Consider the following 22072-nt stretch of genomic DNA (forward strand, 5'->3'; position numbering starts at 1 on the left):
AATCGGCGAAAAGTCGCTTTTGTGGTCAGTAGATAAACACCAGACTGGGAGGTGTGAATGCAAGATGTTCCGCACGGATTAACAGAAGGAATAGTTACTCAACGTGTTGATTGGACAGACAATATGTTCACGATTCAGGTGCAGGCGAGTATCGAATCTTATGTGGCAGGTCAGTTCACTAAACTTGGATTAAAGATCGATAACGAAGACTGGGTACGCCGGGCATATTCAATGGTGAACTCACCGAATCAACCTCAAGGTCCCGATTTTCTTGAATTTCTTATCATCTCAGATTCCGAAGGTCAGCTTTCTCCAAAGCTCTTTGAATTGCAGGTCGGCGACTCAGTTTATGTCGATAAACGGCCTTCCGGTTTTATGATAATGAGCGAGATCCCCGAGTACGCGAAAGAGCTTTGGTTCTTATCGACGGGCACAGCGGTGGGTCCATTTCTTGCGATGCTGGAAGATAAAGAAGAGTTTGATAAATACGAAAAGGTGGTGCTGGTTCATGCAGTTCGCGCCAGTCAGGAGCTGATTTATCAGGATAAGATCGCAAAGGTCCACCATGATCTGGGTGGTAAGTTTATGTATGTTCCTGTGGTTTCCCGAGAAGATAACCCTCAAGCCCTGAGAGGGAGAATTCCAAAGCTGTTATTGAACGGGGAGTTATTGCAGGCGACCAACTTAGATTTGGATTCCAGTAAGAGCTTCTTTTACCTGTGTGGCAACCCAGCTATGGTGAAAGACACATCAGAAGCGCTAAAAAAACTGGGATTTGAAAAACACTTACGTCGCAAACCTGGACATTTCAGCTACGAAAATTACTGGTAATTTAGAAAAACGATGAAAACTCAGCGAGGGAATGCATGAACATTGACAGGCTTAAGGCGGCAGAGACAGACTTTTTGATTCGTGTGCCGGGAGGGTTTAACAGTCCGGAGATGATCGAGATTGGCAAAAAGCACAAAATGGATCAGATGATCGCGCAGGCGCAGGAGGCATTCAGCGAGGAAAAATTTACGGATGCTCAGGGCACTGCGGAAATGATGACCAAAATGGTCAGTCGCTCTTCCATGGTTTCAATGTTTGAAAAACCAAAATTCCGGGATTACGTCAAAGCCATGACTCATCAGGAACGAGAGGCTTTAGCTTACTCCCTGAAAGACATACTTCATGGCGATCAGGAGTACGGTTTTAACACCATGCTGGACTTGCTCAGACCTGTAAAGCTTGCCAAATGGTCGCTGGTCACCATCTTGCCTAACTACTATGCACCGCTGGATGAGGTGTTTGTAAAACCCACCACTGCCAAGGGTGTGATTAAGTTTTTTGAGCTGAAAGGGCTGGAATACAAACCTGCACCTACCTGGGATTTCTACCAAGAATACCGCAAGCAGATTTTAGAAATGCGTAAACACGTCAGTCAGGATCTCTCCCCTAACAACGCGGCATTCTGTGGTTTTCTGATGATGACCATGGAGAGCTAAGCTCCCGGTTTCTCGCTCAATTCCGAAGATATCGAAAAGATGTCTGGAGAAAGATCAACGTGTTCACAAAGGGTAGGAATATCCTCTATTTCTATCCAATGCCCCGTCTCTCTGATGTAACCCTCATCCTTGAGTTTGGTGAGGGTTCGTGACAGGGTTTCTGGTGTCATTCCCAATTGAGTTGCCATCAGCTTCTTAGAAGCAGGTAAGGGGATTTTTCCTTCGTACTTCGCCGCTTCTTTTCGATATACCTCGGCGAGTTTCATGATCAATCTTTGCGGTGCACTTACTTGCGTGAGGATATCAACGGTGTTCATCAGTTCGTGAATCTTATTAGACATAAAATGCATCGTTTTGAGCGAAATTTCGGGTTCGCTGGTGAACACTCTTGCCACATCTTTGTGATGAAACAGCGATAAAGTGGTGTCCTGATCTACTCGCGCGCTCATCGGGTACTGGCGCGGATTCATAAACATGGCCATTTCTGCTATCCATCCACCCGACATAAAGACTTTAAAAAGCTTTTCATCGCCATTGGGCATCAACCGAAACAGCGAAACTTTGCCTTTTTCCACCCGAAACATGTGTTTTGCCTGATCACCCCGTTCAAACAGCACAGCACCCGCTGAGTAAGTTTTTTCTTTTCGGCAGTTGAGCAGGTCGGATTTTTTCTCGCTATCCAGCAGAGAAAGAATGGTGTCGGGCATTTTGGTTACCTCAGATTGATGATCGTCAAGCGCGGATCAAAGTCGTTCATTATAGATTGTAAATAACAATCATTATCAAAAGAAGGGGCGGCTACATGGAAAGTATCAGTGCACCATTTCGCTGGATCGCCATCATCTCTTTTTTGTTATTCCTACTTTCTATCATAGTTTTTACCTAGGAGCGCCAAATGACCGAAAGAACTGTTATGCCGGGCGAGGAAAGATCCGTCGATAAAATGCCCGGTCACTGGGTGTTAGCGCGCTTAGGAAAGAAAGTATTGAGACCCGGAGGCAAAGCACTGACCGAGAAGATGATCGATTCGCTCAGCATACAATCGTCGGATTCTGTGGTGGAATTTGCGCCCGGATTGGGCTTTACCGCTAGGTTGTGTTTGTCTCGGAATCCGGCGTCTTATACGGCAATTGAACAGAACGAACAGGCGGCCGAACTGGTGAGGCGTTATCTGGCTTCACCCAATCAACAATGTCTGGTCGGAAACGCACAGTCGACGGATCTGGATCAGGAATCGGCTTCCGTTGTGTATGGAGAAGCCATGTTGACGATGCAGCCTGAACCGAGAAAGGCAGACATCATCGGAGAGGCGGCTCGCGTTTTGGAAAGCAATGGTCGTTACGGAATACATGAGCTCTGTTTAATGCCAAATGAAATTGATGAAGATCTGAAGCGTGAAATTCAACGAGACATCGCTCAGGCAATTCAAGCGCCAGCAAAACCCATTACCCCCGAAGAGTGGGCTGCGCATTTGCATTCTCATGGATTTAAAATTCAGGCTACACACCTCGCCCCTATGCACTTGCTGGAACCTAAGAGAATGATCGACGATGAAGGATTATCGGGGTTCTTGAGAGTGCTTAAAAACTTAATTCTGGATAAGGAGGCACGTAAAAGGGTGATTGGGATGCGAAAGGTATTTCGTAAGCATAGACAACACCTTGGAGCAATCAGCATTGTCGCAATAAAAGAATAAAAGAATAAAAGAATAAAAGAATAAAAGACGAAAGAGTAAAGCGGAGGCAATGTTGCCTCCGCACTTTGTTCTAATTCTGGTAAAGCTCGGTTTCCGGATAGAACGCCTGCCAAGCGAACCAGAACACCATCACCGATGGAATCAGGTTTCCATTACTGTCTTTCACGACAGGGTGGCGGGCATTCTTCTGATAACGCACCTCAAGTTTTTTGCCGCCTAAGGTGTCGCTAAATTCCGGGTTACTCTCTAATTCTGATATTGGATAAGCTTTGGCTTTCCCATCCACAATCACACCAACAACCCATTCTTTCTGAGACAGTTCATCGCGAGTATTAGGGACAGGAAACATCGGAGTGTCAGACGCGAAATAACGGGCGTATGCCTGACCAAAATAATCTCGGTGGAATCCGGTATCCAGAGATAGGACTTCGCCATTTGGGTTTCTTTCCTTCCACGCTTTCCATGTCATGTGCTGCGACGGCATCCACTTAAGGCGTGTGCCTGCTTCTTTGCCGCTAACGGACGTTAAACCTAGCTGTGTCCACAAAGAGTCAGTTTCGCGATCGTACATTAAAACGTCGCTTCTATAGAGTAACCCAGACACGCCAAAGCTTCGGGCTTTGCCGTTTACCCTGGCATCAAAGACCATCCCGGTGCCGCAAAGTGGGCAGTAGGTCACTGCAAACGGTGTTCCTTTGATTTGGTCGTTTACTATCTCATGCCACACCAAAATTCGGGTGGGATAAGCGCGAGCAACGCCATCGATTTCCACTCCAAGCACTATGTCATCATTTTGCAAATAGTCGACCTTGCTCGCAGCAATGAAATTTGGTTCATCGATTGATGGAATACCGTCTCGCGGTGGTCCACCGTGCAAAATTTCGCTGGTTTCAATGGTGGCATCAGAGAGCTCAAATCCATTGAGTGAGTATGCATTTGCCTGAATAATCAAGGTAAACCACCCAATTAGCAGCACCGTCCCTAGTGTAGAAAGCTTCATAACCGTATCCTCGACGCTATTTTATCCTAGAGAGAGACCGTACAAATGACGGTGAAATTTCATGCTTTTAGCTATTGATAATTGTTCTCAATTCCATTACCTTGCGTGCCGTTGTGATGTTATACAATAACACTTTAATTAATAAACACAGTTGGAGATAGGTTAATGAAAGGACGTTTTTTGAAAGCACTTGGTGTAGCTGCTTTGGCTTTAGGCAGTGTTACGAGCGCTTTTGCTGACATTCATTTCAAGGACGTAATCGGTAGGGACATACATTTAGAAAAACCAGCAGAAAGCATTTTCCTAGGTTTTTATTTTGAAGATTATCTGGCGATTGCCGGACCAGATGCATACAAGAAGGTATCTATTTTCCCTCGTCACTCTTGGAAAGATTACCGCCAGTCTCAGTGGGAAACTTACAGCAAAATCATTCCTGAACTAGAAACTATCGTTGATTCTGGCTCCATCTACACAGGCACATTTGATTTTGAAAAACTGCTGTCGACTAAGCCGGATGTGGCATTGGTTGCGGCATGGCAATACAAGTCTCTTGGCGAAAAAGTTGAGATCCTTGAAAAAAGCGGAATCAAAGTGGTTGTTGTGGACTTCAATGCTCAAACGCTTGAAAAGCACGTAACCAGTGCTCGTGTTATCGGTAAAGTGATGGGCACAGAAAAGCGTGCTGAAGCGATTGCGACAGAATACGAAAATACAGTTAACGACGTAAAACAACGCGTTGCAAAGTACCTGAAAAACCACGATGCACGCCGTGTGTATGTTGAAATTGGTACCGGCGGTCCAAATGAGTTTGGCAAGTCTTACTCTAACGCGATGTGGGGTAACATCCTGAACATGGCGGGTGCGGATAACATCGCAAACGGCAAATTCAAAGGTTCTGCTCACCTGACTCCTGAATACGTACTAAGCAAAGATCCAGAAGTTATCTTTGTTTCCGGTGCTCACTGGGCGAAACACAGCGACAGTGCATTGCTTGGTTTTGGTACCACAATGGAAGAAGCGCAGGCAAGATACCGTCCATACCTGAACCGTGCTGGCTGGAAACAACTGACAGCGGTGAAGAACGGCGACGTTTACGGCATGTATCACTCAGGTACTCGTACTATTTACGATCACGTATTCCTGCAATACCTGGCGAAATCTATCTACCCAGAAGCATTTAAAGACGTTGACCCTAAGAAGTCGCACCAGAACTTCTTTAACAACTACATGCCGCAAGCTCTTAAAGGTACTTTCATGATTCAGGTGGAAGGCTAAGTCATGAGCGAAGCGGTCAAAGCGTCGTTGCCGTCTGATCTTAGTTCAGGCAGCGGCATCTATCAGCGAATGCAAAAGCGGCGGATCAAAGTTCTGCTGGCGACATTGCTGGCGGTGGGCGTTTCCGTTTTATTCGATATTGGTACTGGCTCATCGTGGCTAGGTGTGGATCAAGTTGTTGAGGCGCTCATAGGCGGACCGTCTGGTGACAGCTTATCAACGACCATTGTCTGGCAGCTTCGGCTGCCAGTTACTCTCACCTGTATTGTGGTTGGCGCATCACTTGGTCTGGCTGGTGGTCTGATGCAGACCTTACTTGCCAACCCGCTAGCAAGTCCCTATACCCTTGGTGTTTCTGCCGCAGCCGGATTCGGTGCTGCACTGGCATTATTGTCAGGCTTTTCTGTCTTTGGTCTTCATTGGTTAGGCGTACCATTTGCTGCGTTTGTCACCTCTGGACTCGCGAGCATGGCGATCTACATGATAGGTCGAAGCCGAAACATGGATGCCAAAGTACTGATACTTGCCGGTATCGTTGTGCTGTTCTTTTTCCAGGCCTTGCAATCTCTGGTTCAGTATCTGGCTTCCCCGGAAGTGCTACAGCAGATTGTATTCTGGCTGTTCGGTAGCCTGCTTAAAGCAAGTTGGTTGTCCTTCTTTGTTTCCGGATCCATTTTGCTTTTCGGTCTTGCGTTTGCCTTGCCTAAGGTGTGGGCGCTGACGGCTCTGTCTTCAGGTGAAGAGCGCGCACAGGCTCTGGGCATAAATACCAGCAGACTCAGATTACAAATGTTCCTGCTGTGTTCATTGCTAACAGCGGGTGCGGTGTCGTTTGTCGGAACCATAGGATTTATCGGTCTGGTTGCCCCTCATTTAGCCAGAATGCTGGTGGGTGAAGATCAACGTTTCTATTTGCCACTGGCAACCTTGATGGGTGCACTGCTTCTTTGTGCTTCATCCCTTGTTGCCAAGTTGATCGTGCCGGGCACCATCATCCCGATTGGTATTGTCACCTCTTTGGTGGGCGTACCGTTTCTTCTTTATTTGCTGGTAAGCAGGAGGTTTAGCTAATGAAGTCGCTTTCAATAGAAAATCTTGCGGTAACAGTTGGGCGAAAGCCTGTTTTGAAGAAGGTAGAAGCAAGCTTTAGTGGCGGAGAGTTTTCCGCCATTTTAGGACCGAATGGCGCAGGTAAAACCACATTACTCAAAGCCATTATGGGCATCATGCCTTACAAGGGTAAGGTAAGTTCACGCGGCAGAGACGGGCAGGCGATACCACCTAAGTCTTTCTCATATCTCTGCCAACTCAATAAGTCTTCCAGTCAATTAACTGTGATTGAAGTGGTGTTACTGGGCTTAGTTCATCAACTGAGCTGGAACATTACCTCTGAGCAGGAACAAAAAGCGGAAGCCATTCTTAATGATTTAGGTCTGATTCATCTTGCGACAAGACAGTTTTCTCAGCTGAGTGGCGGTCAGCAACAGCTCGTATCGTTGGCACAAGCGCTGGTTTCTGAGCCAGACGTATTGTTACTGGATGAACCAACAAGTGCTCTGGACCTCAAACATCAGGTTCAGGTTTTAGACCTTGCTCGTCAATATACCCGAGCAAAAAACACCATCACCATTGCAGTGCTGCACGATCTGTCTCTTGCTGCTCGCTACTGCGACCATCTTCTGTTACTGGACGATGGCGTGGTGCAACACAGCGGTAAGCCAGACGACGTGCTCGATTCTGAAAAACTCAGCCGGATATATCAGGTACATGTGGACGTAGGTTGTTGCATACATGGGCACACTCACGTAACCCCAGTTCGAGCTCTCGAAACTGAGTAAGCATTATCAGGATTTACTATGACAATGACTAGCAGGCACTATCAATTATTAGTTGCCATATCTACCTTTGAATCTCAAATTCATACATTAACCAATTACAGCATTGAAAGTTGCGAGTGTTTTACGCTTTTGCAGGAAAAACTGGACGAGCTCTGCTCCTGGATTCTGCAGGAAAAACAGCAAACTATCAGTGATGAACTCGGGTTTAACCCAGAGCACGATCGTCAGGTCAAGCGACTGCGTGAAACGGCGGTAAAAGCGCTGTGCATGTTGGAAAAACACCAGTCTCAATGTGCCAGAGAGCATCAGCTCAGCGTCAGTGAGTACTTGTGTCAGCTTTCCGAAAACGCGCAAATTGAACTGCGGAGTGCGGGAATTGAAAACCACTCCCGAGTGTTGTTTATCGGTTCAGGCTCTTACCCGCTTTCAGCGTTTACTATCTCTCAACTGACGGGTGCCGTGGTTCATGGTATCGACATTGACGAGCAGGCGGTCGCGCTGGCAAACCAGTTAGATTCGTCTCATCTGTCTACCACCTTTGGGTGTCAGGACTTGATCACGGAATTTGAGTCTTTTCGCCCGACTCATGTTGTGGTGGCTTCTCTGGTTGAACATAAATGGGAACTGCTCAACCAACTTAAACCTTATCTTGATTGCTCTCACCGTGTACTGGTGCGATTTGGTAATGGTTTGAAATCCGCGTTCAATTACCCATTCAATCCTAACCTGATGGAAGGCTGGGATACGCAGTTGATTCACAACAAAGCCGCGGTGTATGACACCGTGTTGATGGGGAGAACGTAATGGCAGCATCATTAGGCAGAGTACTTATTGCTGGTGCTGGTCCGGCAGCATTTCAGACTGCCAGAATCATCAAGAATCAGTGCGAACAACTTGGTATCGTCAACCGCTCTTCAAAGCGATGGCAGCCAATGTTTGAATGCCTGAACAGTGAAGGTTCGGCGCAGGTGATTGCCGCAAAACCCTCTTTGGAACCACTCGCCGGACAAGTTAAGTTCGATCTGGTGTTTGACGATTTAACGGCAACGGATGGTCAGTGGGATACCTTGGTTCTCGCGACACCGTCTCATGCCTATTCAGACGTACTGGCGGCGTTGCCTAAATCTTGTCTGGGGTCTGTAAAACAAGTGATGCTGATTTCCTCCTTGTTTGGTGGTCACAAGCTGGTGAAAGGCTTTTTTGCAGAACTGGGTTTAGCGCCGAATGTGCTGGTGTTCTCCAATTACTTTGCAGCAACCAAATTCAGTGCCAGTGAAGCTGGTGTCAGTGTGACAACCAAAGCAGCGAAAAAGCGTATCTATGCTTATTCCAGCGCTTATTCGAGCCAAAGTGGATGTGCGGTGCTGAATTTGTTGGCTCAAACGTTAGCGGAAGTGGGTGTTGAAGTCGTTGAGCTAGACAATGGGTATAGCGTAGAGGGGAGAAACATCACTTCTTACGTTCACCCCGCGTTTTTCATTACTCCTTTCTCTCTCAATCACATTCTGAGTGACTCGGGAGACATTAAGTACATGTACAAGCTGTTCCCAGAAGGGCCAGTTACGACAGAAACCATCCATACTCTGGTTGAGCTATGGCGTGATATTTCGACATTGACACAGCACTTTGATGGCACACCGTTCAACTTGCTCCAGTTCCTGAATGACGACAACTATCCCGTGCACCCGGAAACCATTCGTCGTGATCAAATTGATCAGTTCATGTCTCTTAGTGCCATTGAGCAGGAATACCTGATTTATGTCCGATACAGCGCGATTCTGATCGACCCGTTTTCTACGCCAGATGCAAATGGTCGCTACTTCGATTTCTCTGCGGTGCCTTACGCGAAAGGCAAAGTAGAGAATGGAAAGCTACATCTGCCTCGTGTGCCCAAAGAAGACCTACAGACTCTGTACTGGTTTAAAGCACTGGCGGACGAGCAGGGAATTGATCTCCCGACGGTGAATCGTGTGCTTGGCATATTCGAGTCCTGGTTGAGTGAGCATGACCTTCCAAACCATTTAATTGAAGAATTTCACACTCAGGCGAGCAACTGCCTTCACTGGGTGAGACGATCGACCGATCTTTAGAGGAAACCATAATGAATAAAGGTGTGGCGTTAGCCATATTTTCTGCGTTTATTTTTAGTGTGATGAATGCACTTATTAAAGCGGCCAGTTTAACCATCCCAAGCTCTGAAATTGTCTTCTTCCGAAGTGTCATTGGTACAGTGCTGATTCTGGGGCTGATGTGGCAGGCAAACGTCCGTTTTTCAACCTCTGGGGTTCCGCTTCTGGTGCTTCGCGGTCTGTTTGGAGCTTTCTATCTACTGGCATTCGTCTACACCATTGCACACATTCCTTTGGCGGATGCGGCAATTCTGGCGTACTTGTCTCCGTTTTTCGTGATATTGCTGTCCAGTCTGGTTCTGGGAGAAAAACTCCCCAAAAAAGCTGCGTTTCTGTTGCCTACCGTGCTAGTCGGGGTGGCTTTGGTCGTGAACCCGTTCAACTTCGATTCGTTTAACATTTACGCTCTTGCGGGTGTGGCGAGTGCGTTGTTTGCGGCGGGTGCCTCCATCACCATTCGTCATCTGAGCAAGAAGCATCACACCTACGAAATTGTGTTCTACTTCCTGTTCACCGCTATGCTGGTGTCGGGTTACCTGATGAAAGACGAGTTTGTCATTCCGCAAGGTATTGCCTGGGTTTACCTGATCGCCATTGGTGTGGTTTCTTTGATTGGACAGATTTTCCTGACCAAGGCGTTTACCCATGAAAACGCAGCGGTAGTCGCGGTAACACGTTATATCGGTCTTGTGTTCAACGTGCTTTGGGGCGTTATCTTCTGGCACGAAATTCCAGACTGGATGACCACGCTGGGTGGAGCCACTATCGTTGTGGCGTGTATTGCACTTTCCTGGAAGAAGCAGCCAGCCAAACCAGCAAACGAAGAACCAAAACCAGCAGACGCTAAAGCGTAGCTTGAGTATAAGACATTGAATTGCCTCTCGTTCACGCTATAGTTAGCAAAAACATGGAATGTAGGGGCAGAAATGAAGATAGTTAAGCTGGGGTGGCAACAGACCATCCCTGTGCGACATGAGGTACTTTGGCCAGATATGCCACCAGACTTTTGTCATGTACCGGGCGATGAAGATGCGCTGCACTACGGTGTGGAAGTCGATGGCAATATTGTTTGTGTGGCGTCCATTTTTATTGATGCGGTGGCAAAGTCTGCAAGGCTGCGAAAGTTCGCCACTTTAATTGAACATCGTCATCAGGGGTATGGCAGCGCTATCATTGAATATGTGCTCACCCAGTTACCTGAGCAGGGCATTGAATATTTCTGGTGCGATGCTCGTGAATCTGCCATGGATTTCTACACCAAGTTTGGCATGTCTGCCGAGGGTGATGCTTTCTATAAGTCTGGAGTGGAGTACTACAAGATGGGGCGAAGCTTATGACCGATGGTTCTGTTCACGAGCGCTACATGAGAAAAGCGCTTGAGCTTTCCAGACAGGCGCTTCCAGGCTGCCGACCTAACCCCCCAGTGGGCTGTGTGTTTGTTAAAGATGGGGAGATAGTAAGCGAAGGCTTCTCTCAACCTCCGGGGAATCACCATGCAGAAGCTGGAGCGATTGCCCGATACAAAGGATCGTATGATGGGCTGGTAGCCTACGTCACGCTTGAACCCTGTTCTTTTCAGGGTCGAACGCCTTCTTGTGCCAAAGCACTTGTTAAAGTCAGACCCGCTAAAGTGTATGTCGCTATTCTGGATCCGGACACTCGTAACAGTGGTGCTGGGATTAAAATTCTTCAGGATGCCGGTATTGATGTGGAAGTAGGGCTGTGTGGTGAAGACGTGTCCAGCTTTCTCGAACCCTACCTGATAAAGAACTGAATCAAAAGTTAATCTTGACCGGATATGGATATTAAAGCCGCCTCATAAAGAAGCGGCTTTTTTATCGAATTAATGCTACATTTATACGAATCATATATATTTCGCATATAAATCGTATAAAGAGAGCAAATTATGGGAATTGTTAAGATTGGCGATGAACTGCATGAAGAGATCCGAAGATCCAGCAGTGTCATGAACCGCTCCATTAATGCGCAGGCTGAATTCTGGATAAAGATGGGTAGGCTGGCAGAGCTGAACCCGACAAAAACTTTTCAGGAATTGATTCTAGAGCAGATGCACCAGGTACCTGCTGAACTTAAAGGCGTGATTAATGAGTAGTGTACCGATTAAGACGGAGCAGGAAATCGAATGGATGCGCGAGTCTGGTCGATTGCTAGCAAAGGTGTTTACCTACCTCGATAGCAAAATCGAGCCGGGTGTCTCTACTTATGACATAAATGAATGGGTAGAAGAGTATATTTTTGAAGTGCTGGATGCGCGTCCCGCCAGCATCGGGCAATATGATTACCAATACGCGCTGAACAGTTCGATTAATCACGTCGTCTGTCATGGTATTCCAAACGAAAACGACATCTTACAAAACGGCGACATCGTTAATATTGACATCACGCTTGAGAAAAATGGGTTTATTGCGGACTCCAGTAAAATGTACGTTATGCCGGGGGCATCCCCTCAGGCTCATCGCTTAGTCAAAGCAACCTACGATGCCTTGTGGAAAGGCATTGAACAGGTTAAGCCGGGAGCGACATTGGGGGATGTAGGGCATGCGATTCAGAGTCATGCTGAAGAAATGGGCTATACCATAGTTCGGGAGTATTGCGGGCACGGGATTGGGCGTGAAATGCATGAAGACCCCCATGTATTGCATTACGGTCGCAAACGCTCTGGGTTGAAACTGAAAGCAGGCATGACGTTTACCATCGAGCCGATGGTGAATCAGGGTACTCACCGAACTAAATTGAAATCGGATGGCTGGACGGTGATCACCAAAGACAGAAAACTCTCTTCACAGTGGGAGCATACTGTTTTGGTGACCGAGACAGGCTATGAAGTGCTGACTTTACGCCCTGACGAAGCCTAACTACATCCATATATGGGAATATAGTTATCGAATAGGCTCCGAAGATTAGAATTTTTTCGGAGCGTAGCCAGTCATTGCTTGCAGTTTCAGTTCTTTACCCAGTTTTGTCATTGGATGGACGACAACCAAGCCTTTCACCGATTTCTTCAGTTTCCCCATATCCGCTTGTTCAGCTTTGGTGATTTCACGAGAGAATGGCATGTTAAGCAAGTTTTTACGCTCTTTGTTCATGTCGTATTGCTGCTTGTGCTTCATCGAGTTCGCTTTTTTACTCAATTTTTCTATTTCATCAGCGAACTTTGAAATCATTGCCTGATCACCGCGCCCTTTCGCCGCATCTAATTTACGCTGGCAGTTGTCTATACGGTTGTGAAGCTTTTGAAGTTCTTGCTTTAGGCTCATGGTGATCATCTCATTGAAAACAGAAAGGGCGGCGAGTGTAGCATAAGCTTCCACTACTGCCCTAGATATAAATGCTCGTGTCTTTTATTGGAAGAAAGACGAGAGGGTTTAGCCTGTCCGTGAGGTCGAAATCACAAGGTGTTTTGTTATCCAAAGAGAGCCAAGCTTATCGGTTTCAGATTAAATCGACTGCCTGAGCCTTGCCAGCATGTCGGCGGCTTGATCAAACTGGAAATTATCCAGCAGCTCGCTCATTTCATTCAAAGGTGAAGAATCCGCCAGTTGATATTTCTGCAATTCCTCGACAATCGTCAGTGCTTCAGTATCGGCTTCCAGTAGCGCAGTGTTTAGCTGTTCCAAAAGCTTATGAAAGCTACTGTCGATAGCAATTTTGTCCTGAGGTTTTTCTTCCGTTTCTTTGATTTGGGAATTCACCATTTCTACAAACGCCATCATCTTCTTCACATCATCAGTTGCAGGGGATTCGCCACCTTTGATTTGTTTTTCCATGAATCGCGACATCTGGTGAATATAGTCGACCGAAAGGTTGGCAGAAGCTCCTTTGATGGCGTGCAGTTTGTCCTTCGCCTGATCCAGTTCCTGATCCTGAATCATCGCGAGCAATTCCTTCAGATCAGATTCCTGTGATTTAAAGAATCGTTTCAGCGTGGAGAAATAAATCTCTGTATTACCGGAAAGGCGCTTCAAGCCACCTTCGAGGTCAATACCTTCCACCTCTGGGAATGTATGTTCGCCGTTTATGTTGGCAGCCTTGTTGCTGTTCCCGTTCATCTCGATGGAACCCGCACGTTCTGTGCTCGATGGAGCCGCATTGGATTCTTTACCATTTCGACTTTGCGTAAATTCGCTGATTTTTGCCAACAGGCTCGGTACGTGTATCGGTTTGGCAATGTGCGCGTTCATACCCACATTCATGCAGCTTTCGACGTCTTCACGCATGGCATTTGCCGTCATGGCCAGAACGGGTAAGGTCTTGTCATCGTATATTTTACGAATCTCTTTTGTGGCTGTCAGACCATCCATAACAGGCATTTGCATGTCCATAAGGACAACATCGAAGGTATGGTTATCGAGCATGTCCAGCGCCTCTATACCATGATTGGCGATGCTGACCTGTGCCCCTTCATTTTCAAGAATTGTGGATGCAATTTCTTGGTTAGTGATGTTGTCTTCCACCAACAGAATACGGGTGCCTGAGATGTCGTGCACCACTTCTGGCGATTCTGCTGCTTCCTTGATCTCTTCTTTGCTGATGTAACTGCCAAGCGTATCGACGATGGTATCAAGAAGATTCGATGGGTTGATGGGTTTCAGCACTAAGCCATCAATAATGTGCCCGTACTGGTCATTGAAATCGAGCTGATTGCCGTATGCGGTGATCAGAATCATCTTTGAATCGGGGCTGAGATCGTTCTTACGAATGTGTTCGATGGTCTGCACACCGTCCATTTCGGGCATTTGCCAGTCGACCAATAGCAAGTCGTATTGCTTTTGAGCCTGTTCAAGGATGTGGAACGCATCACTAGCATTGGATGCTACATCAACTTCAAACATCATATCCGACAACATACTGGCGACAATAAGCCTTGCGGTGTCGTTGTCGTCTATGACCAATGCACGCTTGTGCTGAGTAATTAAGTAACGTTCTTTGGTTGGTCGCTCTTCTCCAATATCAAGCTCCAGCTCGAACCAGAAATGTGAGCCTCTGCCGTAGTGGCTGCTGACCATGATCTCACCACCCATCAATTGGATGAGTTGTTGTGAAATGGACAGCCCGAGACCCGTTCCCCCATATTTACGGGTAGTAGACGTATCACCCTGACTGAATGCCTGGAACAAGCCAGACATTTGTTCTGGCGTCATACCGATGCCCGTATCCTCTACTGAGAACTTGAGCACCGCGCTTTTTTCATTTCTTAACTCTTCAGATACGCTGATGATCACTTCACCAGTGTCGGTGAACTTAACGGCATTCCCGGCAAGATTGATCAACACCTGACCCAGTCTGAGCGGGTCACCAATCAGTTGGTTAGGAATGTTCGGAGATACATTGAAAATCAGTTCGATGCCTTTATTTTCGGCTTTCACTGACAACACGCTGGCGAGGTTATCCAAGACTTTATCTAGGTTGAAATCGGTGTTTTCAATTTGAAGTTTGCCCGCTTCAACTTTGGAGAAGTCGAGAATGTCGTTAATGATGCCCAGCAGTTGCTTACTGGAGTAATCGATTTTCTCAACATAGTCGCGCTGCTTTTCACCAAGATCCGAAGACAGAACAAGGTGGGTCATCCCCATTATGGCGTTCATTGGCGTACGGATTTCATGGCTCATGTTGGCAAGGAAATCACCTTTGATCTTACTGAGCTTATCGGCAGATTCTTTAGACTCAATCAGATCACGCTCCAGACGTTTGGTTTCCGTGACATCCATAAAGGTTCCGACAATACCCATGATGCCATTGTTCTGATCGTAGAACGGTGCTTCGTAAACAATGAGGTTTCTGTCTTCACCTTTCCCATTGGTCAAAACCATTTCAAACTGCAGACGTTTTGTTCCTTGAAGCAATTCCAGCTCGTAGCGTTTGAGGATATGGACAATGTCTTCGTTAAACAGATCTTCTATGTGGTTGCCCAGAACATCTTCCACTTTGAGTTCCATAAACTCACAGAATTGCTCGTTCACCCCAAGGTATTCGCCTAAGCGATTCCGGTAATACGTCGGGTTCGGAATGGAATCAATAATGTGCTGGTTAAGCTCTAGCTGGCGTGTCACTTCCTGTTCGGTTTCTTTTTGTTGCTCGATGTTCAGACCAAGCTGGAACGCGATGCTAAAGTTTTCAACCAGCTCGTTCAAAATACGAAGGTTATTACCTGTCAGCTTGTTTACGGTACCAATCTGGAGCACGCCAAGTGGTTTATTGTTTGCCTGAATTGGAAATGCATGAAGCTCCAATAATTCAACTGTCATGTCACCCATGGCAAGTTTTAGCGGCGTCTCTTTTTTGGCTTCCACCACCAGATGAGCCCCGCTTTCTAAGCAGTAATAAGGGAAGGTGTGGCTATCGGGCGTTGGGTCGAACAAAGTACCAAAGTTGTCGATAGCGACTAAGTCACCGCTTTTGTTCTGGTAAAAGGTGATTAGCGGGAAAGAAAAATGAGTGCTTAAGAATTGCTTGGTTGCCGAGATGACTTCTTCTAACTGCTCTTTACCACGAATCACGTCATTGTAATTCTGGACGGTTTGCCCAATTCGTAATTCGTTTCTCAGGTTGAATAGCAGGGAATTAATCGCACTGGAAAAGTCACCCAAGTCACCTTTCACTTTTTCGCTTAGGGTAAAGTCGTAATCCTGATCATTCACCTTAGAAATCACCTGATTCTGCATTCTTCCCAGAGGTGCGATATAGACACTCCATAAAAGAAGGAAGGAAATCATCAGGAAGAACCCTAACATCAACACGCCTAGCAGCATCAGATTGGAGCTGGTTCCCACCATGTCTGCCGCGTTCTTATGTTCCACTGCCAAGCGGTCAATACTGGAAAGATAGGCGGTTTCAATAGCAGACATGATCTTGGACTTCTCATCAAAGTAGGTTTGTCCGTAAAGGAGGTCCAGCGCATTGCGCCTGCCTTGTGCAGTGGCGAGTTCAATTTGTTTAAAGGCTTCTTCTTCCAGTTTTACCAGTTGATCTGACGTTGCGAGCGCCAAAGCGAGGTTGTTCACTTCGGTTTCGGACATACCCGCTTTGTTGATTCGTTGAAGGAAGGTGTCGCCTACAAAACCGGGTTCGAGCGAAAACTGAAGGTTATTTTCGGTAGCGATGACATCCCAGTAATCGTATTCATGCCCCGGTGGGAGAGGAGCCTTGCCATTTCGCACGTCAAGCACTCGCTGGAAGAGCTGCTTCCATTTTGTGTCACCTGTGACGGCATAGGCGCGAGCAAATTTGGTCAAATTATCAGAACTTTGCTTAAGTTCATTCCCCATTTTAATGAGTTCTGACTGTTGTAAGAGTATTTTTTCTTCTTCACTAAAAACATCTATCGTCCTGTTAGCCACAAAAATGATGCTAATGTTCACAACAAACATTAGTAAAAACAGTAGGCTAAACAGTGTTTTCATTTTCATTGGCGACACCAGGAGACATCTTGTACACATCTTTACTTAGCATAGTTAACAATGTGCACTTTACCCAAGAAGACAACTGTTTGATTTCAGAAATTTTAATTTGGCTCAATAACTCTCAATTTCCTCGTCTATACTTGAGTAAAAAACCAAGGTTTTGCGGGATATATGTACGAACTTTTGATTGTTGATGATGTAGCAGAAAATTTGCGGATGTTGCAGTTGATAATGCAGCAGCCGGAATATCGAATTCGAGCTGCAACCAGCGGACAAATTGCGCTAAAACTGGTTGAGAAGCAGAAACCGGATTTGATCATATCTGACATTAAAATGCCGAGAATGTCTGGGATTGAGCTGTGTAAAATCCTGAAAGAGAACACAGACACCAGCGATATTCCGGTGATCTTTGTCAGTGCGTTTACCGATGTAGAAAGCATAGTTGAAGCGCTCGATGCTGGTGGCGTGGATTACATTTCGAAGCCGTATCGCCCGCAAGAAGTTCTGGCGAGGGTAAAGACTCAACTTTCCCTGCGTGAAGCTCAAAAGAAACTCCTTAAAAAAGAGCTCACATCCGCTCTTAACAATTTGGTTGTCGGTGTCGCAAACGAGATTAACACCCCTCTGGGAACCAGTATCCTCACATCCACACACATGAAAGAAACTATTTTGAGCTTTGAACAACAGTTCAGAGAGCAAAAGATTACCAGCGCGAAACTTAAAGATTTCATTATATTCTGCCATGACAGTGTTGACCTAAATTTAAATAACCTGAACCGCGTTGCGGACATGATGGAGATGTTTAAGTCGATTTCAGCGACAGATAACGAGCTGGATATTGAAGAAATAAGCCTGATAAAAGTGATAGAAAAAGTGATTGCCCACTATCATGGCAAGCTCGCAGAATCCGGTATTATGGTGAAGCTGGATGGCGATCAGGAAACCCTGAAAACCGACCCCAAACTGCTGGGCATTGTATTCAATAACCTGATAGAGAATTCACTGGTTCACGCCTATAGCGGAACCGATGAGAAGCGCAATATTCATCTTGCCTGGCAAAAAACAGGGCAACATCTCACTATAACTTACTGGGATAATGGGGTCGGTGTGGAGCAGGAAGCGCTTTCTGAAGTCATTCGACCTTTCTATACCACAAAACGCGGGCGTGCTGGTCATGTGGGCTTGAGTGCGACCGTCGCAGCCAATATTATTAATTCATCTTTAGCCGGAAGCGCCAAACTTTTATCCGATGAGCGCGGTCTGGTGTGGCAAATTCAACTTCCATTCGAATTGTAGTTTACGGCTGGAGTGCCTATGACTTATTCCGCTGCCATTCGCTGTTCTTTTATGAAAGCGACGAAAAAAGACCTATCCGCTGTTAATGCATTGATCCAAGACTCCAAAGCTTCCTGGGGCTATGCACCGGAGCTGCTTGCTTTGTGGAGGGAGGGTCTGACCATCCGAGAATCTCACCTAAGTGAACGAGAGCTGTATAAAGGGTTGACGCCAGACGGGCTGATTTGCTGCGTCTATTCGTTCAGTAAAACCACAGACGGTGTATTCGAGCTGGAAGAATGTTTTGTTGAGCCTCGGTTTCATGGGCTTGGGCTAGGAAACCAAATCATGACAGATCTGTTTGCTCGGCTTAATGAGCTGGGAGCCAAGAAGGTAATCATCGTTGCCGACCCTAACGCCGTAGGCTTCTATCGAAAATACGGGGCAAATCAGGTGGGAACTTATCCATCGATTCCTGAAGGGCGGCAGTTGCCCGTGTTAGAAATTGAAATGCATGAAAAAGGCTGAAATATCTCAGCCTTTGCTTTTCTAAATTACCGCGAGTTCAGGTTAGTTATCACTTAAAGCGAGTTTGGCACCCAGACCAGCAAAGCTGGCGGCGAAGGTTTTCTGCAAATAGCTGATTGCGCGCTTGGACTGAGTAAGGTACTGACTCACAGTATTGGCCAACAATCCGTACCCAATAAAGACAATAAACGTCATCAACATAAATACACTTCCAAGAATAAGCATGCTTCCTAGGGTGGAGCTGCTGTCAGCCGGGACAAACTGAGGCAAAAATGCCAAAAAGAAGAGAGAGAGTTTTGGATTCAGGATGTTGATTAAGCATCCCTGAATGGCAATTTTTTTGAAGCTGACTTCGTTTGATTTGGCGAAGGTCATTTCACCGTCTGAGCTAGAGCGCCACATTCCCCAGGCAAGATACAACAAGTAAGCAACACCTATGTATTTCACTACCTGAAAGGCAAGGGCACTGGTGTGTAAAATGGCGCTTAGCCCGAGCACACAAGCCAATAGTGCAGGTATGATCCCTAGCGTACAACCAAAGGAAGCGGCAATACTGGCTTTTCTACCCTGAAACAAACCTGCAGAAATTGTGTAAATCACGCCCGTGCCCGGGATCAACACAACAATGAGCGAAGTGAGTAAAAATTCCATACTTATCATCTGATTTTCCTTAGATTATTTTTTACTAACTTCCTTATATCGGGTTAGTAGTTTCTTTATATCCCGACTAACTTTTTTTTAATTTTTGTTGGTATTTTTTTAACAACTTGGTTACCATTTATACGTTACTGAAGCGGTAACAAGCAATGACAATTTGGATAGCAAGGAGGGAATATTGGACTATCAAACCATAATTTTTGATTTGGACGGAACTATCATAGAGCCCCGGCAAGGCTTCATACGGTCCATAAATTATTCGCTGCAAGCACACAACTTCCCCAGTTACCCCGAGCAGCAATTAATAAACTACATCGGCCCCCCGCTAGACCTGACCTTCTATGACATCACCAAACAAAACGACCCAAAACTCATACAATCCTTAGTAGACAAATATCGCGAACGTTATTCCGAAATCGGATACAAAGAAAACTCTCTCTACAGTGGTATAACCCACGCTCTTAAAACTCTTCATCAATCACAACAATTCTCCATCGGCTTACGCACATCCAAACGCGCTGATTACGCCAGTCAAATTTTGGAACTGCATGGTATTCGAGACCTTTTTGACTTTGTAGATGGTGCGGATATCGGCACCGAGAAGTGGCAACAATTAGAAGCACTAAAAGCCAAAGGCATCATTTCTGAAAAGTCACTTATGGTGGGTGACCGAGCGGTAGACTTAACCGCCGCTCATAAAAATGGTTTGAAGAGTGCAGGGGTATTGTGGGGCTATGGTTCCAAGCAAGAACTTACCGCAGAAAACCCAGCTCACTTGTGGAGTAAGCCTGAAGACATTTTGAAACTGCTGGAGCATAAATGCTCTGGTTGCCACTAATGTCCACACATCTTGGTAAAAATCGTTACAATGTCGCGTCATGTCTAGTGAGAACCAGTAATGAGTGAAGAAATTGAAGTAGAAGCGCTAGGGGTAGAGGTCGCGTCTCAGCCAATAGAGCTCTATAAAGTGTTAAAGATTGCGAATGCAGTCAGCGGTGGTGGTGAAGCAAAGTACGCTATTTCAGAAGGCTATGTTGCTGTGAATGGTGAGCTGGAAACCCGCAAACGTCGAAAACTGTATGACGGTGACTTGATTGAGTTCAATCAGGAATACTACGTTGTGATTTGCGATGCGCCTGTTACTGAAGCTGAACCCAAACCAGCAAAACAGGACAACCGAAAAGCCGAAGCCCCAAAAAACAAAAAGCCAGCTTCTGGTAATAAAAAACGGGCAAGCCATAAATCGGCAAATAAAGGGAAAGCAGAGAAGAGCACTAACGTTTCCCGCGATGGGCAAACAGGTCGTGGCTCTATAGAGTTTTGATCTGAACACCGCTAAACGAGCCAACTGGCTCGTTTATTCTTTACTCAAATATTTTGCCATCTCTTCCTTCGGCACCATACCGCCACCAGTCGCCCAGACCAAATGCGTTGCGTTTTTTAGCTTACTCGTATCAATACTAATCTGCTTTTGATACTCGCGGTTTGAGATGACATGTGAAGGTCCAGCCATCCCTGCCAAAGCGGATGGTTCGAGTTGAATGTATTCCGATTGGTTGAGCAACTTTAGCAGGCGATACATATGTTCATCCGAAAGGGTGTAAAAACCATCCAGAAGGCGTTCCATGGCTTTTCCTACAAAGCCGGAAGCTCTGCCTACTGCTAATCCGTCTGCAGCGGTGATGTTATCAATCCCCAAATCTTGTACGGCAACCTTATCATGCAACCCGGTATGCACACCAAGCAGCATGCAGGGTGAATGAGTAGGCTCTGCAAAAATGCAATGAACGTGATCGCCAAACGCCATTTTTAAGCCGAACGCAACACCACCTGGCCCTCCGCCTACGCCGCAAGGTAAATAAACGAATAGTGGGTGGTTTTCATCGGGTGCGATACCTTGCTCTTCGAATTGTATTTTAAGTCGTTCGCCTGCCACGGAATAGCCCAAAAACAGAGTCTGAGAATTCTCATCATCAATAAAGAAACAGTTGGGATCTTGCTCTGCTTCTTTGCGCCCTTGTTCCACAGCGACTCCGTAGTCCTGCGCGTATTCAACAACGTTTACTCCATGACTTCTGAGCTTGTCTTTTTTCCACTGACGGGCGTCCGCCGACATGTGCACTGATACCGAGAACCCCAGTTTAGCGCTCATGATTCCAATGGATAGCCCAAGATTCCCCGTAGAACCGACCGCAATGCTGTGTTGGCTGAAGAATGAGCGGAACTTGTCGGTATTAAGTACTCGATAGTCGTCTTGATAAGTGAGAAGACCCGCCTCTATTGCGAGCTTTTCGGCATGAGTGAGTACTTCATAAATCCCACCTCGTGCTTTAATGGAACCTGAAATGGGAAGATGACTGTCTTTCTTCAGCAGAACAGTGCCGGGAAACTCTATCCCATACAGATTGCTCAATTCCTTTTGCATACAAGGGATAGCGACCAGTTCGGATTCAATAATTCCCCCTGTCTGTGCGGTTTCAGGGAACACTTCAGCCAGATATGGGGCAAATCTTTCTAAACGGTCGCTGGCGGCTTTAACGTCCTTATCGCTAAGCCCAACGTATGGCAGAGCTACCTCCAGGCTTGTGGCTTTTGGATTTGCCCAAAACACCTCTTCCAGATCCACCAACTTTTTCAGCAATGGGTAACGTTGAATTAACTGATGGGGATTTATCATGGTTTTTCCCTGAACTCTCTGTTGAATCATGTCGTCGAGGTTATTAAAACGCCTTCGATTCTTAATGACAAATGATGATTCATCACGTT

At 46.3% G+C, this 22072-nt stretch carries 23 protein-coding genes; 17 read left to right on the forward strand and 6 right to left on the reverse strand.

The window, feature by feature from the left end; translation table 11 throughout:
- Nucleotides 1-57: 57 nt before the first annotated feature.
- Nucleotides 58-831: a ferredoxin--NADP reductase gene (locus QMG91_RS20535; protein WP_022590943.1), complete on the forward strand. Its 774-nt coding sequence runs from the start codon at nt 58-60 to the stop codon at nt 829-831.
- Between the two features lie 35 nt (nt 832-866).
- Nucleotides 867-1487, forward strand: a complete 621-nt coding sequence (locus QMG91_RS20540; RefSeq protein ID WP_022612698.1) for a hypothetical protein — start codon at nt 867-869, stop codon at nt 1485-1487.
- Here QMG91_RS20540 and QMG91_RS20545 read toward each other — a convergent pair.
- Nucleotides 1484-2194: a Crp/Fnr family transcriptional regulator gene (locus QMG91_RS20545; RefSeq protein WP_004407403.1), complete on the reverse strand. Its 711-nt coding sequence runs from the start codon at nt 2192-2194 to the stop codon at nt 1484-1486. The two genes, QMG91_RS20540 and QMG91_RS20545, sit on opposite strands and share 4 nt — an antisense overlap.
- A 188-nt stretch (nt 2195-2382) precedes the next feature.
- Here QMG91_RS20545 and QMG91_RS20550 point away from each other — a divergent pair, with 188 nt between their 5' ends.
- A complete protein-coding gene (locus tag QMG91_RS20550; RefSeq protein WP_281831827.1) occupies nt 2383-3183 on the forward strand; it encodes a class I SAM-dependent methyltransferase in 801 nt (266 codons plus the stop codon).
- Nucleotides 3184-3253: 70 nt separating this feature from the next.
- Here the strand turns inward: QMG91_RS20550 and QMG91_RS20555 are convergent, their stop codons facing one another.
- Complete coding sequence (locus QMG91_RS20555; RefSeq protein WP_281831828.1) at nt 3254-4183, reverse strand: DUF3179 domain-containing protein; 930 nt, start codon at nt 4181-4183, stop codon at nt 3254-3256.
- A gap of 165 nt (nt 4184-4348) precedes the next feature.
- On the opposite strand from QMG91_RS20555, the gene QMG91_RS20560 reads away from it, so the two are divergent.
- The 10 genes from QMG91_RS20560 to map all read left to right on the forward strand — a co-directional run bounded on the left by QMG91_RS20560 (nt 4349) and on the right by map (nt 12301).
- Nucleotides 4349-5458: an ABC transporter substrate-binding protein gene (locus QMG91_RS20560; protein WP_004407399.1), complete on the forward strand. Its 1110-nt coding sequence runs from the start codon at nt 4349-4351 to the stop codon at nt 5456-5458.
- A gap of 3 nt (nt 5459-5461) precedes the next feature.
- Nucleotides 5462-6529, forward strand: coding sequence for a FecCD family ABC transporter permease (locus QMG91_RS20565; RefSeq protein WP_281831829.1), 1068 nt, complete (start codon nt 5462-5464; stop codon nt 6527-6529).
- Nucleotides 6529-7296: an ABC transporter ATP-binding protein gene (locus tag QMG91_RS20570; RefSeq protein WP_022596056.1), complete on the forward strand. Its 768-nt coding sequence runs from the start codon at nt 6529-6531 to the stop codon at nt 7294-7296. The genes QMG91_RS20565 and QMG91_RS20570 overlap by 1 nt, the downstream gene beginning before the upstream one ends.
- An 18-nt stretch (nt 7297-7314) precedes the next feature.
- On the forward strand, nt 7315-8100 hold the full coding sequence (locus tag QMG91_RS20575; protein WP_022560927.1) for a nicotianamine synthase family protein: 786 nt from the start codon (nt 7315-7317) through the stop codon (nt 8098-8100).
- Nucleotides 8100-9386: an opine metallophore biosynthesis dehydrogenase gene (locus tag QMG91_RS20580; RefSeq protein WP_281831833.1), complete on the forward strand. Its 1287-nt coding sequence runs from the start codon at nt 8100-8102 to the stop codon at nt 9384-9386. The genes QMG91_RS20575 and QMG91_RS20580 overlap by 1 nt, the downstream gene beginning before the upstream one ends.
- Nucleotides 9387-9397: 11 nt before the next feature.
- Nucleotides 9398-10279, forward strand: a complete 882-nt coding sequence (locus QMG91_RS20585; RefSeq protein WP_022560929.1) for a DMT family transporter — start codon at nt 9398-9400, stop codon at nt 10277-10279.
- Nucleotides 10280-10351: 72 nt separating this feature from the next.
- Nucleotides 10352-10762 carry a GNAT family N-acetyltransferase gene (locus tag QMG91_RS20590; protein WP_281831835.1) on the forward strand — a complete coding sequence of 137 codons (411 nt, stop codon included), beginning with the start codon at nt 10352-10354 and terminating at the stop codon, nt 10760-10762.
- Complete coding sequence (locus QMG91_RS20595; RefSeq protein WP_281831837.1) at nt 10759-11199, forward strand: bifunctional diaminohydroxyphosphoribosylaminopyrimidine deaminase/5-amino-6-(5-phosphoribosylamino)uracil reductase RibD; 441 nt, start codon at nt 10759-10761, stop codon at nt 11197-11199. Before QMG91_RS20590 ends, QMG91_RS20595 begins: the two co-directional genes overlap by 4 nt.
- A 132-nt stretch (nt 11200-11331) precedes the next feature.
- Entirely contained in the window at nt 11332-11538 is a 207-nt protein-coding gene (locus QMG91_RS20600; RefSeq protein ID WP_004407380.1) for a ParD-like family protein, read from the forward strand.
- Nucleotides 11531-12301 (forward strand): type I methionyl aminopeptidase, encoded by a 771-nt coding sequence (gene map / locus QMG91_RS20605; protein WP_022590955.1) that lies wholly within the window; start codon nt 11531-11533, stop codon nt 12299-12301. Before QMG91_RS20600 ends, map begins: the two co-directional genes overlap by 8 nt.
- Before the next feature lie 45 nt (nt 12302-12346).
- Here the strand turns inward: map and QMG91_RS20610 are convergent, their stop codons facing one another.
- The gene (locus QMG91_RS20610; protein WP_022560933.1) at nt 12347-12703 is read right to left on the reverse strand and encodes a YibL family ribosome-associated protein; all 357 of its coding nucleotides are present in this window, start codon (nt 12701-12703) and stop codon (nt 12347-12349) included.
- A gap of 180 nt (nt 12704-12883) precedes the next feature.
- The gene (locus QMG91_RS20615; protein WP_281831840.1) at nt 12884-16852 is read right to left on the reverse strand and encodes a response regulator; all 3969 of its coding nucleotides are present in this window, start codon (nt 16850-16852) and stop codon (nt 12884-12886) included.
- A 165-nt stretch (nt 16853-17017) separates the two neighbouring features.
- Between QMG91_RS20615 and QMG91_RS20620 the strand changes: the two genes are divergently transcribed.
- Together QMG91_RS20620 and QMG91_RS20625 are read left to right on the forward strand one after the other, a co-directional pair.
- Nucleotides 17018-18142, forward strand: a complete 1125-nt coding sequence (locus QMG91_RS20620) for a hybrid sensor histidine kinase/response regulator (protein WP_022590958.1) — start codon at nt 17018-17020, stop codon at nt 18140-18142.
- A gap of 18 nt (nt 18143-18160) precedes the next feature.
- Entirely contained in the window at nt 18161-18649 is a 489-nt protein-coding gene (locus QMG91_RS20625; RefSeq protein ID WP_281831841.1) for a GNAT family N-acetyltransferase, read from the forward strand.
- A gap of 42 nt (nt 18650-18691) precedes the next feature.
- Here the strand turns inward: QMG91_RS20625 and QMG91_RS20630 are convergent, their stop codons facing one another.
- A complete protein-coding gene (locus QMG91_RS20630; protein ID WP_281831842.1) occupies nt 18692-19309 on the reverse strand; it encodes a LysE family translocator in 618 nt (205 codons plus the stop codon).
- 175 nt (nt 19310-19484) lie between these two features.
- Here QMG91_RS20630 and QMG91_RS20635 point away from each other — a divergent pair, with 175 nt between their 5' ends.
- Nucleotides 19485-20144 (forward strand): HAD family hydrolase, encoded by a 660-nt coding sequence (locus QMG91_RS20635; protein ID WP_281870333.1) that lies wholly within the window; start codon nt 19485-19487, stop codon nt 20142-20144.
- Nucleotides 20145-20204: 60 nt separating this feature from the next.
- Nucleotides 20205-20630, forward strand: a complete 426-nt coding sequence (locus QMG91_RS20640; protein WP_022590961.1) for an RNA-binding S4 domain-containing protein — start codon at nt 20205-20207, stop codon at nt 20628-20630.
- Between the two features lie 33 nt (nt 20631-20663).
- Here QMG91_RS20640 and dsdA read toward each other — a convergent pair whose 3' ends face one another.
- The gene (gene dsdA / locus QMG91_RS20645; RefSeq protein WP_281831844.1) at nt 20664-21983 is read right to left on the reverse strand and encodes a D-serine ammonia-lyase; all 1320 of its coding nucleotides are present in this window, start codon (nt 21981-21983) and stop codon (nt 20664-20666) included.
- Nucleotides 21984-22072 lie beyond the last annotated feature (89 nt).

The sequence above is a fragment of the Vibrio nigripulchritudo genome (assembly GCF_027924785.1).
GTDB classification, from domain to species: Bacteria; Pseudomonadota; Gammaproteobacteria; order Enterobacterales; family Vibrionaceae; genus Vibrio; species Vibrio nigripulchritudo.

What these genes read in the sequence shown, in the direction of transcription:
- QMG91_RS20575 (WP_022560927.1), top strand. Translation starts at nt 7,315, where the DNA reads ATGACAATGACTAGCAGGCACTATCAATTATTAGTTGCCATATCTACC.
- QMG91_RS20595 (WP_281831837.1), top strand. Translation starts at nt 10,759, where the DNA reads ATGACCGATGGTTCTGTTCACGAGCGCTACATGAGAAAAGCGCTTGAG.
- QMG91_RS20615 (WP_281831840.1), bottom strand. Translation starts at nt 16,852, where the DNA reads ATGAAAATGAAAACACTGTTTAGCCTACTGTTTTTACTAATGTTTGTT.
- QMG91_RS20550 (WP_281831827.1), top strand. Translation starts at nt 2,383, where the DNA reads ATGACCGAAAGAACTGTTATGCCGGGCGAGGAAAGATCCGTCGATAAA.
- QMG91_RS20600 (WP_004407380.1), top strand. Translation starts at nt 11,332, where the DNA reads ATGGGAATTGTTAAGATTGGCGATGAACTGCATGAAGAGATCCGAAGA.
- QMG91_RS20555 (WP_281831828.1), bottom strand. Translation starts at nt 4,183, where the DNA reads ATGAAGCTTTCTACACTAGGGACGGTGCTGCTAATTGGGTGGTTTACC.
- QMG91_RS20590 (WP_281831835.1), top strand. Translation starts at nt 10,352, where the DNA reads ATGAAGATAGTTAAGCTGGGGTGGCAACAGACCATCCCTGTGCGACAT.
- QMG91_RS20630 (WP_281831842.1), bottom strand. Translation starts at nt 19,309, where the DNA reads ATGATAAGTATGGAATTTTTACTCACTTCGCTCATTGTTGTGTTGATC.
- dsdA (WP_281831844.1), bottom strand. Translation starts at nt 21,983, where the DNA reads ATGATAAATCCCCATCAGTTAATTCAACGTTACCCATTGCTGAAAAAG.
- QMG91_RS20580 (WP_281831833.1), top strand. Translation starts at nt 8,100, where the DNA reads ATGGCAGCATCATTAGGCAGAGTACTTATTGCTGGTGCTGGTCCGGCA.
- QMG91_RS20625 (WP_281831841.1), top strand. Translation starts at nt 18,161, where the DNA reads ATGACTTATTCCGCTGCCATTCGCTGTTCTTTTATGAAAGCGACGAAA.
- QMG91_RS20535 (WP_022590943.1), top strand. Translation starts at nt 58, where the DNA reads ATGCAAGATGTTCCGCACGGATTAACAGAAGGAATAGTTACTCAACGT.
- QMG91_RS20560 (WP_004407399.1), top strand. Translation starts at nt 4,349, where the DNA reads ATGAAAGGACGTTTTTTGAAAGCACTTGGTGTAGCTGCTTTGGCTTTA.
- QMG91_RS20620 (WP_022590958.1), top strand. Translation starts at nt 17,018, where the DNA reads ATGTACGAACTTTTGATTGTTGATGATGTAGCAGAAAATTTGCGGATG.
- map (WP_022590955.1), top strand. Translation starts at nt 11,531, where the DNA reads ATGAGTAGTGTACCGATTAAGACGGAGCAGGAAATCGAATGGATGCGC.
- QMG91_RS20540 (WP_022612698.1), top strand. Translation starts at nt 867, where the DNA reads ATGAACATTGACAGGCTTAAGGCGGCAGAGACAGACTTTTTGATTCGT.
- QMG91_RS20570 (WP_022596056.1), top strand. Translation starts at nt 6,529, where the DNA reads ATGAAGTCGCTTTCAATAGAAAATCTTGCGGTAACAGTTGGGCGAAAG.
- QMG91_RS20640 (WP_022590961.1), top strand. Translation starts at nt 20,205, where the DNA reads ATGAGTGAAGAAATTGAAGTAGAAGCGCTAGGGGTAGAGGTCGCGTCT.
- QMG91_RS20585 (WP_022560929.1), top strand. Translation starts at nt 9,398, where the DNA reads ATGAATAAAGGTGTGGCGTTAGCCATATTTTCTGCGTTTATTTTTAGT.
- QMG91_RS20610 (WP_022560933.1), bottom strand. Translation starts at nt 12,703, where the DNA reads ATGAGCCTAAAGCAAGAACTTCAAAAGCTTCACAACCGTATAGACAAC.
- QMG91_RS20565 (WP_281831829.1), top strand. Translation starts at nt 5,462, where the DNA reads ATGAGCGAAGCGGTCAAAGCGTCGTTGCCGTCTGATCTTAGTTCAGGC.
- QMG91_RS20545 (WP_004407403.1), bottom strand. Translation starts at nt 2,194, where the DNA reads ATGCCCGACACCATTCTTTCTCTGCTGGATAGCGAGAAAAAATCCGAC.